Origin of the sequence: Desulfobacter latus, from assembly GCF_013389365.1 — a bacterium.
Classification (GTDB): Bacteria; Desulfobacterota; Desulfobacteria; order Desulfobacterales; family Desulfobacteraceae; genus Desulfobacter; species Desulfobacter latus.
In genome coordinates this window covers 1-11,965 of the sequence record NZ_JACADJ010000094.1, presented here as the reverse complement: position 1 = coordinate 11,965, position 11,965 = coordinate 1, and the positions used below count along the sequence as shown (strand labels likewise).

Sequence of the window (11,965 nt, the reverse complement as noted above, 5' to 3'; positions counted from 1 at the left end):
GATTTTACCTGTTCTAAAATGTTCCCATGCAGTCCGATAAGCTATACCCTGTTTTTTTGCCCAGACACTTAATTTCATAAGTATATATTAAACACATTTTAATCTATTGTCAACTATTTTATGCTATATTTTATATGAAACTTTATAATACTGACTTGGTCCCATCTCGGCATTCATACAAAACCATGCGGATTGCTCAACGTGGTCGGGTATTTTGACCATCTGCATGCGTTTACGCAGCATGGCGTCAACCAGGGGTTCATTAGAAAAGAGACGGAAGCAAAACTCATTATCAAAGAAGACCCCAAGGCGCTGCTGGATCTGTTTCTGGAAAGTTAAGATGCTTTTATTTTAGAGGAACTGAGTTTGTTCAAATAGGATAAGGCCACCTTTTGGGTGGCCTATAAAATAATTGTTTTGAGCGGTTCGCAATTTCAAGCCTCCGGCCGGCTTTGATGGCGGTACTTGATTTGTGGGTTCTGCAGTCTATAACCGTCCTTTCCGTCTTCCTACTGCCCCTGCTCCCAGCAGCCCCATACCGAAAAGCAGCAGGGTGGCAGGCTCAGGCGTTGGGCTTGCACCGGCCCCAGGGATCGGTGTCGTCGTGTAATTAAACGCGCTGCTGGCAGCCAGGAAATCATTCCCGCAGGAGGGTTGCCAGTACATGGCGACGGACGCATATTCACTCGAATTTTCAAAACTGCTCAAGAGGGCATTTAACTCGTCAGAAAGCGAGTCAAGATCAATGGCCAGCTCCAGGGTATATTGGCCGTTATAGTAGCCGTTCTCACCGCCAGAATTAGTTTCTGAATATCCATAACTATAGTCAGCTTCAGATATGTTAACTGTGGAAGTTGCCGATGCAATCCCGTAGTCCGTTCCATAGTTGTTTGCATATGTGCCAACACCGGTACCGGCCATCGTTCCTGATAAATAGGTGATATCTACCTGGCCATTGTCATCAACCGTAAAATCAAAGGCAAACGCATAATCATAGTCTCCTTTATAATTCTGGCTATAGGCCCCTGTATAATTCTGGTCATTATTGTAATCACGAAGCTTGTTATCTGTGCTGTCCCCAAACATAAAGATGAAATCACCCGCAGATACATTGTACGAGTCAGGACTATGGGAAAGGTCATACTCAGTCTGCAGTCCAATATAAAGCACGTTGTCTTCTATATACAACCCTAGTTCTTCCACATCATAATCGCTCGACCCGTAAGCATTCTGTTCCTCTACTACAACATTGTTAAGAACTGTATTCGAATAACTGAACGCTGTGGTTGTAGTTACGCCAAGGTTTCCCCAATCGTTAGAATCTGTATAGGACATGACGCCATTAATATTCGGGGCCGAATATGCAGCAGGCAGAAAGAAAAAGCTTAAAAGAACTCCTTGGAGTAATACACCCAGATTTTTTTTCATTATCTATATCCCTTTTTTTGATTATCCCCAATGGCGATAATTTAGATTTTAAGTTTGTAGTTTGTTAATTCAAATGCAATATAGATGCCAAATTAATAATAAACGACATTAGTTTATGGGACAAATAGCGCCGACACTGTTTCACCAGCAATCTAATTTTGTTCTCGCACAAAGCCACAAAGGCACAAAGACCCATAACATGAAATCTTTGTGTCTTAGTGTCTTTGTGCGAGTTTCTCAATTGGAAAGATTCATATCTATAATTACTGTTGTTTCACAGTTTTGATAATAGCATAATAGGTCGTAACCCAGAAGTAAATTTCTCTGAATCAGAATTTCTTTTGCCCAATAATATGAAAAAAAGGTGCTAAGTTTGTTTCTTTTCCTACACTGATTCGTCTTGCCCCTAATTCAACATCTTTTTGGCCGTATCCGCATCCTTAAACCCCGGATCAATATCCAGCGCTTTTTTAAAGTACTGCCGTGCCTTTTCAAACTCCTGGGTCCGGTACAGGGCCATACCGTAATGGAAACAGGCAAGGGCGCTGTCCGGTTTTATCTTCAGGCTTTCTTCAAGTTCGGAAAGGGCATTCAGATAATTGCCTTTCTGATAAAAAATCCATCCCATGGTATCCAGCACATTGGGATTTTTTGGCGATTCCGCCCTTGCAATGGCGGCATATTCAAGGGCTTCGTCAGTGGCGCCTTTGCGCTCGGACAGGATAAAGGCCAGATTATTGGCTGCATCAGCATGTTTGGGGTTTTGCTCAAGTACCTTTCTATAGTAAGTTTCAGCCTTGCTGATATTCCCAAGGGTGTCATAAATCACGCCCATGGAAATAAGTGCCGGAACATGCGCCGGATTCACGGATTCAATCTGTTTATATTGTTCAAGGGCTTTTTCCGGGTTTCTCTGACGGGTCAGCAGCCCGGCCATGTGCATGCGTGGCGTGATAAACCGGGGCGCCTGCCGGGCAGCCTTTTCAAAAAAGGTAAATGCGACTTCAGTCTGCCGGCCGGCCAGATGGATTTCCCCTTTAAGGTTGTTAAAAAAGGCTTTTTGATCAGGGAATAGTTTTTCAGCATAGGTGTCGGCCAGTTTTAGGGCCTGGGTGTTTTTTCCTTGGGCCAGATAAATATTGGCCATCATTTTTACTATTCCTGTCTGATCAGGTTGCATATCATATGCTTTTTTTAAATATTCCAATGCCTGCTCCGGTTTTCCCAGTGAATCGTACAGCATGCCCAGGCGGATATAGGCGGGCAGATATCCGGGCCTGTTTTTGATAATGGACTCAAGGATCTGTTTGGCGCCCTGGGGATCTCCTTCGAGAAGATGAAGACCGGACAAAAGCGTCATGATCCGGATATTGGGCGGTGACAGCTTGAATATTTCCTTTATTTGTTCTTTTGCCTTCTCCGGCTTTTTCTCTATAATATAAATTTCCAAAAGTTTGATCCTGGCATCCAGAAGAGATGGGTCAATTGTAACAGCCGCCAGGAGGTTGCCCTTGATCTGGTCTTTTTCAAACTCTTCGGGGTTGTCCAGCAGGCCTGCGGCGGCCCTGAAAATTTCTTGTTCCGGCCGGTGGGTGGCGCCCCGCTGCCTGATGCAAAGAGCCCTGTAATAATAAGCTTTGGCATTAAGCCGGTTCATGGAAATCACCTGGTCAAACCGGTTTAAGGCTTCTTTAAAATTATTCCGGGCCATCAGGACCCGCCCCTGTTGAAACAGGGCATCTGCATAATCATTGTCGATTTCCAAGGCTTGTTTAGCGGCTTTTTCAGCCTCATCCACCCGGTTGAACTGAAGATAAATCTGGGCCAGGCCTGAAAGGATCAAGGGGCTTTGGGGCTGCTTGGCCAACGCATCCTCCATGGCTGCGATTGCTTTGTCCGCCTGTTTTCTTCCGGCATAAAATTCCGCCAGATTGATTAAAGGCTCCACCCGGTCTTCATCAAAAAGAACGGCTTCCTGAAAGTATTTTTCCGCCAGGTCAAACCGTTTTTGACCCTTGTAAAAGTTGGCCATGTCTGTATATTTTATAAGGGTGTTGCCCGGTGTTTGAACCACCTTTTTCAACAGGTCTTCTGCCTTATCCCATTTTTTTTGTAATCCATAGAGCCGGGCCAGCCCCATATATGCGGCCCTTGATGAAGCGTCATGGCTGATGGCCGCAAGGTATGCCTGCTCCGCCTTTTCCGGATCATTGATTTTTAAATACAGCTGTGCCAGGGATACATAGGTTTTTATATTTTCATTATCAAGGGAAAGGGCCTTGTTCAACGTTTCAACGGCAGATTTCGTATCCCTTTCCCTGATCTGGACCCCGGCCAGCAGATGAAGGGCTTCGATGGAGGCCGGGTTGATTTCCAGGGTTTTGGAAAGATGTTCCCTGGCTTCCAGGAGTTGGCCGGTCTGCATAAAAACCTGGGCAAGTCTGAGAAGGGGCAGAATGTTCTGTGGGTTGGCCTTTGATGCCAGTTTATAATACCGGACAGCGCCATTAACCTGCCCGGTCAACACATACGCTTCAGCCAGTTCAAACAATACCACGTCGTTATTCGGCTCTAAATTTATTGCGTTGCGGTATTCGATGATGGCTGTCTGTGGTTTTTTCTGGGCGAGGAATTGCCTAGCGTTTTTTATATGTTCATTCACCTGGGCATCATTTTCATTGGAACAGCCCGAGACCATTGCAGGCAAGCAGATGAGAAGTATTAAAAGCAGACGATGAATTAAAGGCATGCTGTTTTCCTTTTTTCGATTTTTATGTGTGCCTCCATGATATCTTTATTATGATGTCATAATTTTAAGGCGATGGCGTTGAAAAATCAAGTTTAACATATATCTTAAAGGCTTTTCGTTTTCTCCTTGAGCCACTGCCGGACCGGCGTATCAAGGCCTGGCGCCAGCCGGTCGTAAACCATCTGGTGATAATCATTGATCCAGTTGATCTCCGCCAAACTCATCATGGTTTTATCCATAAGGCTGCGCTCAAAATGGCAGAAAGTCATATTCTCAAATTTTAAAAAACTGCCGAACTGCGTATCCCTGTCCTTGATCACCAGAACCATATTTTCAAGCCGGATGCCGTATTGGCCTTCCCGGTAAAGGCCCGGTTCGTTGGTCAAAAGCATGCCCGGTTTGAGCGTGATATCCACGGGCTGTGTACTCAGGCGTGCCGGGCCTTCGTGCACACACAGGAAAAATCCCACCCCGTGACCTGTGCCGTGGCCGAAGTCAAGTCCCTGCTGCCATAAGTGCCGGCGGGCCATGGCATCAATCTGGTACCCCCTGGCAGTGGCGGGAAAGCGCGCTGTTGCAACGGCAATATGGGCTTTGAGTACCAGGGTGTAATCATGGATTTCCTGGCTTGACGGCGCGCCTAAGTGTACGGTGCGTGTGATGTCCGTGGTCCCGGTCAGGTAATTGCCCCCGGAATCGGTCAGAAACATGGCATCAGGACTTAAGGTCAGATCCGTATCAGGGTCGGCACTGTAATGGCAGATGGCTGAATGTGCCTTAAACGCCATAATCGCGTCAAACGAGGGGTGGATAAAGGCGTCCTGTTCTTTGCGAAAATTCAAAAGCTGTTCTGCGGCTGACATTTCCGTTTTGGGGGCATTGCTTGTGTCAAGCCAGTGAAGGAAATTGACAACGGCACGGCCGTCTTTGACCGCAGTGTCACGGATATGGGAGATCTGAACTTCATTTTTCAGGCATTTAAACATGTGCGAAGGGTTTGACGCCTCAATGATATCCGAGTGCCTCCCGATGGCCTGGTAAATAAGATCTGAAACGCTTTCGGGATCAAGCAGTACCCTGGATTGTTTATCCGGCTTCTGGATTGTTTCGTAAAAATCGTCGTAGTCAAACAATGCAACGCCGTCCGCTTCAAGGGATGAGCCGAGTGCCGGACTGAGCTTGGCCGGATCAATGAACAGACGGATTTGATCCATGTCAATGATGGCAAAGGCCAGGTTTACCGGATTGGTGTGAATATCTTGACCCCTCAGATTAAAGGTCCAGGCAATGTCATCCAGGGCGGCCATCACATGGCAGTCAGCATTGTAAGCTGCCGTTTTTTTGCGTATGCGAGAAAATTTTTCTTTCCGGGTTTCACCGGCATAGACGGTATCCAGCGCAAAAGCCGGGGTCCGGGGCATGGGCGGCCTGTCCGGCCACAGATCGGAAATCAGGTCCATGGTGGTGTCCACAACAATACCCTTTTGTGCAAATTTTTTTTTCAGGCTGCCGGCCTGGGCCGCAGACACCATTTTGCCGTCCAGGGCAATGCGGTCATTGGCGGAGAGCGTGCTGGCCAACCATTTGTCAAAGGACGGGACATCCGTATCGCCCTGCCTGAAAAGTGTAAAGTGCTCCAACTGGGCAGCAGCTTGTATCCAATAGCGAAAATCCGTCCACAGCCCGGCCGTCTTTGGGGTTACCACGGCTGTACCGGCAGAACCTGAAAATCCGGTCAGCCATTTCAGTACCTGCCAGTGTTCGGCCAGGTATTCGCTTTGATGGGGGTCTGCATTGGGAATGATCACGGCATTGACCCCGGCCTCATCCATTTTCCGGCGCAGGGCGCAAAGTTTGTCTTGTGTGTTCACTTGTTTAATGACTCCTTGTTATGCTTGGCTAAGGAATGGGTCTTAAATAACTTGCCTATTTTTATATCTCCGGGAGCGCGGGCGTCTCGCCCGCAGTAACGATGCAGGCGGGACGCCTGTACTCCCAGATTAAGTGATTTCGGTTTAATCCCTAAGGCACTGTTCCAAGATCTTTATTATTATAAGGTTACCAATAGTAGTGTCAATCCGGCGATGGGAGTAAATTAAAAATATCCCGGTGCCGTTAAAAAGGAACTTTTCGCGACACCGGGATATTAGAAAAAAGAATGTTTTGCGATAATCAAGTCTTTTTTTCTTGACCCGATGCAAAGACGACCCTATGGTGACGCTGTGATATTACTTTTTGATCCCTATGCATGGGCGGGCGAATTGTCAGCGAGGGGTTCCAGTTTTGTAATTTGTGAGCAAAGAATATAAAGATTGGAGGCGATCATGCCCAAAATTGAATCATTCGAAAAGTACAGTGACGCGTATGACCAATGGTTTAATCATCATCCTGATCTCTATGCCGCTGAAATAGAAGCAATCCGCCGGCTTATCCCTTCCGCCGGAGCAGAGGGCATGGAAGTCGGCGTTGGTACGGGGAAATTTGCGGTTCCTCTGGGAATTACGGTCGGTGTTGAGCCTTCGGCAAAGATGGCAAGCATCGCAAAATCACAGGGCATCAACGTGTATTCCGGTGTTGCAGAAGATTTGCCCTTTTCTGATGGCCGGTTTGATTTTGTTATGATGGTAACGACCATCTGCTTTGTGGATGATATCGTTAAATCTTTTAAAGAGGCCTGCCGGGTATTAAAAAACAATGGATTCATTCTTATTGGATTTGTAGACAAAGAAAGCGAGCTTGGCAGGCAATATTCAGAAAAGAAAGAAAGCAGCAAATTTTACAAAGATGCCACCTTTTTTTCCGTTCCGGAGGTATTAAGTCATCTTAATACAGCGGGTTTTATCGTATCGAATATTTTACAAACCCTTATCCCCGGAGAAGTGCCCAATACCATTCTGGAAGGTTTCGGGAAAGGCGCTTTTGTTGTAGTCAAGGGCATAAAAAATTTGTCGGATGGGGGACGGACAATCGATAAGCGTCCGTCCCCGTAGTGTTATTGTTTATTTTACGTCGATCTGATAGATCGTTGTGGTTCCACTGACTTCATTTGGAACAACCAGCAGAGGCTTGTTATTCGGGCTCTCTAACGCTGAAATGAACAGCACGCCTTCGGGTCCGAGATCACCGACGGTTCCGTTCTTTGTTCCTTCTTCAGGATCAACGTCAAAATTTCTGCGGTTGATGTACTGGACAAAGCTCGGGTCATAAGGATTGCTGATGTCATAAACCAGGACGCCTCCAATCCGTTCAATTCCGATAAAAGCATAGTACTTTCCGTTGATTCCACCAATTGCGACACCCTCAGGTTCCGGCCCTTTTTTCTCTGTCCGGTCTTCCATCTTGTTTTTGCTGTTGGAAGTGTTGAAATGTTTGGGAATCAATTCGCCGGTAATTCTTTCGATTGCGTCTCCACTGTCGAAAACCAGGTTCCCATAAGCATCGAAAATGGAAAAAGAACGCGCACCGTAGGCGTGCAGTTCTTCCTTTTTCCCATCGCCGTCAACATCGCCGTCAATGGCTGAGGTTCTGAGGTTGGACTCCTTTTTAAGTGCTTGTCCGGCACTGCCCTGGGGAAATGTGGTGTCGTCAAGTTTGACCTTCTTTTTAAGCTTGGCCGTATCTTTGAAGTCGGTATCCTCGTACCAGTCTCCACGGTCGTCACCTTCGTTGGCGGTTACAAAGTAGTTTTTACCGTCAATAGCGTAAGCGTAGATGGCATCGGGCATGTACATACCGAAGAACGGCTGGTTTTTAAGTTCGACTTTTTTGTCTTTGATAACATCGACGGCATTGCTTCTGGTAAATGAGATAATGCCAAGCTGAATCGGGGTGCCGGTGAGACTGCGCTTGGTGTAGTTATAAGCAAAGTCGTTGTCATTAAGAACCGCAAAGCTTCCGTCGGGAAGAAGAACCAGGCCTTCGGCTTTGTCGCTGGGATGATAGCCGATTGAGGGCAGGTTCAGAACTTTTCGCTTGTAGACTGCACGCAATCCCAGTTTTGCAAAAGCATCAGGCGTCAGCTCTTCCAGTTCCTTGCCGCCGAAATCAGCAGCGGTTTTGCCCAGGGTGTTGGTTGCGCCTTTGATGTTGATTTCAAAGACATATTTTTTGCCTTCTTTATCATTAAAGGTTGCGTCTCTTTCGATGACGCCAAATCTGTTTTTGCCAAGATAGGTTGCATCACCGATCTTATCGACCTTCTTTAGTTTCAACTTGCTGTTTTCGAGGAAATATACATATTCGGCAACCGGCGTCGAGGTCTCGACACTGAAAGCCAGGATACGGATGACGGCGGATTTTTTACCGGCGGCGGCAGTTGGATTCTGTAATGGCGACTGGATGAACGCGTAAACAAGGTTCGCTTCCGGATCGTATGCGGCGGCCTCAAAGCCGCGGTTTGTTTTCCTCTTGTTGTAAACGGCAGGCAGGTTCTCGATGCCATAGGTCCCGGCTTCATCACCGCCGAGCGCCGCGGCGCCCTTAGGCACGAACCTGTTGACGAGAACGCCGTTGGCGGAAAAATGATAAATGGCCGGGCGGTATTCATCAACCAGCCAGAAATTGCCGTTTTTATCAACCACAAGACCTTCCATATCGCCGCCAAAGGCATCGTACTTATCGGTCAGGACGTCCATCTTGTAATCAACCGGTTGCTGCTCCTTTGACCAGCCCTTGATATTGGGAAGTGCGGTGATCGGCGTGGTGCCGTCCTGTCTGAACAGGGGAATGTCACCGGTAATTTGGGCGCCGCTTGCAGGATCCTGCGGGTTGACTTCGAATTTAATGATGCGGTGCTGATAATCGGGAACCGGGAAGATCGTCTGGGCCGGTTTTGACCCTTTGACGGGTTTGTTCGGGCCGCGATCCGGCACGGTCAGAAATTCATAGTTACCGTTGTCTTTGACGCCATTGAACCAGAGGGCGGAGAAACCTCCCTGCTTGATAACGGGATTTGCATCAGCCGCCTGATTGGGAAGATCAGGCAGATTCATGAAAGGGAAGGTGGTGACTTCGGGCAGTCCTTTACTCCAGTCTTTGAGACCCAGGGGGAGGATTTCGGTGATTTTTTGCTTTTGGACATCGACAACAGCGACAGCGTTATTTTCCTGCAGAGCAACGTAGGCTGTTTTACTGTCCGGTGTAATGGCGATATATTCCGGCTCAACATCGTTGGAGATGTTTCTGAAGCCTTTGTCCAGGGGGAAAATTCTGACACCCGCGTTGCGGTAAGCGACTTCCGTGCCGTCAAAGCCGTCAAAGCCGACTTGCTTAAGGCGAGCGGATTTGATGCCTCTGGTGAGATCAACGATGGTAATAGACGCGGCCGGATCATGGGTCACGCCAACGTTGGGCTCACCTTCGTTGGCCACAAGAACGTATTGACCGTCGGGCGTGAATTTTACCATATCAGGCAGGAAGCCGGCATTGAGCACCTTGACAACGTGACCTTCAAGATTAAGGAAGACGACGCGTCCTTCAAGATGATGGTTTTGTCCTTTGTATTCCTTGCGATAATCAAGCCTGTGTTCCATGGCGACGGCAACAAGGTCACCGTGGACATCGACGCTGTTGATACCTGTCGCATATTTGTTCAGTTTGATTTCTTTAATTTTTTTGGGGTGCGCCGGATCCTTGATGTCGAGGACGTCAAGGGCAGCGGCCGTTGCTTTGACGATGTAAATCCGCATGTTCTTTTTATCATAAGCGGCTATTTCAGCTGCGCTTTCATCAAAAATTCCGGACTCGTAAACCCCGATGGGATTCAATTCGATCGGCGCATTGTCAGCAATCTTTGTAATTACAGGTACTTTCGTTGCAAATGCCGATCCGGTCAAGGTCAGCAGTATTAAAACGGATAAGTAGATATTCGGTCGCAGTTTAAGCATAAACGCTCCTTTCTGTAGTACTCGCTTTTGTTAATGGTTAGAAAAAATTTCTTATATCCTGCCCGAATTTAGATCAGATTAGCGAAATGCTATAAAACCGTTACGATGTGTTCATGGTATTATCAGGGAACCTAACCCTACCATAATATAACTATTTTTTTGCCATAACAAAAAAAGCAACGCAGCTCGCACTTAGCCGACTGAAGCTCACCTCAGTGTCTTAATCAAAGGATCATCACTTGTCAAAACAGTGCAGGATTCAGTTTCCTGGTCAAAAACAATAACGGCCTTTCCGTTTTTTAATTGGGCCAGCACCTGGGCGACTTTTATTTCCAGAGAGATCTCAATTTCACCATAGTCGGTGCCGTCCCGGGTGACAAATTCTTCAACGACACCTTGAAGGGCTTCAGGGCTCAATTGATCATAAGGTATTTTAACCGCTTTCAATTTTCAAGTTTCCAGTCATTCAGCATTAAAATCATTAATTTTTCAGACCGGATAGCCAAAAGGCTGCTGGTCGTATTTATTGGTTTGCACCTACTTTATTTCGTAGTTAAAAATCATCCGTTCATTGACGGCAATAAAAGACCCCTATCCCGAGTTTACGAGTTATGAGCTACCTTTTGAAATAAAAACTGTAATTTCAAATAATTAAAAAATATTTTTGTACCCCCTAACTTTAAATTAATTAAAACCCCTATCCCGAGTTTACGAGTTACAAGATAGCATCTGGATAAAAATAAATAATTTCAGGTGGTTGTAAAATGTTTTTGTACCCCCTAATTATTGACAATAGCCTTCTTTCAAGATATATTTACCATTAAAAAAATAAATACTATGGTTTTAGTGGCCGGGTTGATCAAAATCCGTCCAGAATCGTTTAGGGTGAATATATTAACATGGCGTACATAACTCGTAAACAAATTAAAGGCGTCACCTATTATTATGCTGAAGAGAGTGAACGGATTGATGGAAGGACTCGAAGAAAATGACAGAAATATTTAGGCCCTTTGCATAAAATAATGGCTGCATTGGACGGTCTTCCATCCAAACCCAAAATCCTGACAAAAGAAAATAAAAATTTTAAAGCGGGAAATCAAACTCAGATGGAAAAAACTGAAAAAGCTTTCAAAAGAACTTGAACACCTGGCCTCAAATATAATCATTGAAATTGCAAAAATTCATAATTGTTCAACCATAGTTATCGAAGATCTCAGAGGGCTTAACGGCAAAAAATTTGCCGGCAGGCTTAACCGAAGGATTTACAGAAGAATCAGGGCCGGTATTTTTGAAAAGCTGACATACAAGGCAGACCTCATTGGAAAAATAGTAAAGACAGTATCTCCTGCCTGGACCTCTCAATTCTGCCCCAAATGCGGTAATCGTGGAAATCATAAACATTACGGTGAGTTCACCTGCTCGCATTGCGGGTATTCAGGAAACAGAGATTACATAGCAACGCAGAATATTGCACGAAAATTTTTTCAAATTTCGCTTAAAAGTTCAACAGGTTTTGGTTATATATCAAAAACTGCCAGCGCCGCTGTTACCGCTGGGGAATTTTTGAGTAAGATAGACGGATGGCTTAACGGATGGAAAAAATGTCTGAATGTTGCCCCTTTCATTGTTAAAATGAAAAACTGGAAGGCGTATCCGTTAATTGTATAAATGAGCATATTTGTCTATGTTTGTAGTGATAAAAAGTAACCGGTGGATAGTGTGGTCTGCTTTGGTGTTCTGATTGATCAAGCAATAGACATTATACCGATTTTTCATACAATACCTTCGCCAATTATGCTGTTTTTAAAGGCTGATGAATACAGCCTATGCTGCAGACCTCTTCATATAACTGAGAAATAAAATTGAATCCCTCAAAATGAGGATCATATTTTAATATATTTTT

General features: G+C 45.8%; 8 protein-coding genes. 3 read left to right on the top strand and 5 right to left on the bottom strand.

Annotated elements, in window-relative coordinates; genetic code table 11:
- Positions 1–144: 144 nt before the first annotated feature.
- Positions 145–339: an LOG family protein gene (locus tag HXW94_RS17095; protein WP_343054686.1), complete on the top strand. Its 195-nt coding sequence runs from the start codon at positions 145–147 to the stop codon at positions 337–339.
- A 147-nt stretch (positions 340–486) separates the two neighbouring features.
- On the opposite strand, the gene HXW94_RS17090 is transcribed toward HXW94_RS17095, so the two are convergent.
- The 3 genes from HXW94_RS17090 to HXW94_RS17080 form a co-directional block, all read right to left on the bottom strand.
- Positions 487–1,428: a PEP-CTERM sorting domain-containing protein gene (locus tag HXW94_RS17090; protein ID WP_178368111.1), complete on the bottom strand. Its 942-nt coding sequence runs from the start codon at positions 1,426–1,428 to the stop codon at positions 487–489.
- A 406-nt stretch (positions 1,429–1,834) separates the two neighbouring features.
- Positions 1,835–4,177: a tetratricopeptide repeat protein gene (locus HXW94_RS17085; RefSeq protein WP_178368110.1), complete on the bottom strand. Its 2,343-nt coding sequence runs from the start codon at positions 4,175–4,177 to the stop codon at positions 1,835–1,837.
- Positions 4,178–4,281: 104 nt separating this feature from the next.
- Positions 4,282–6,048 carry a M24 family metallopeptidase gene (locus HXW94_RS17080; protein ID WP_178368109.1) on the bottom strand — a complete coding sequence of 589 codons (1,767 nt, stop codon included), beginning with the start codon at positions 6,046–6,048 and terminating at the stop codon, positions 4,282–4,284.
- A gap of 453 nt (positions 6,049–6,501) precedes the next feature.
- Here HXW94_RS17080 and HXW94_RS17075 point away from each other — a divergent pair, with 453 nt between their 5' ends.
- Positions 6,502–7,167, top strand: a complete 666-nt coding sequence (locus tag HXW94_RS17075) for a class I SAM-dependent methyltransferase (RefSeq protein WP_178368108.1) — start codon at positions 6,502–6,504, stop codon at positions 7,165–7,167.
- Between the two features lie 9 nt (positions 7,168–7,176).
- Here the strand turns inward: HXW94_RS17075 and HXW94_RS17070 are convergent, their stop codons facing one another.
- Positions 7,177–10,062, bottom strand: coding sequence for a choice-of-anchor I domain-containing protein (locus tag HXW94_RS17070; protein ID WP_178368107.1), 2,886 nt, complete (start codon positions 10,060–10,062; stop codon positions 7,177–7,179).
- A 207-nt stretch (positions 10,063–10,269) separates the two neighbouring features.
- Positions 10,270–10,509 (bottom strand): YheU family protein, encoded by a 240-nt coding sequence (locus tag HXW94_RS17065; protein WP_178368106.1) that lies wholly within the window; start codon positions 10,507–10,509, stop codon positions 10,270–10,272.
- Positions 10,510–11,136: 627 nt separating this feature from the next.
- Here HXW94_RS17065 and HXW94_RS20440 point away from each other — a divergent pair.
- Entirely contained in the window at positions 11,137–11,730 is a 594-nt protein-coding gene (locus HXW94_RS20440) for a zinc ribbon domain-containing protein (protein ID WP_178368112.1), read from the top strand.
- The last annotated feature ends 235 nt before the right edge of the window (positions 11,731–11,965 follow it).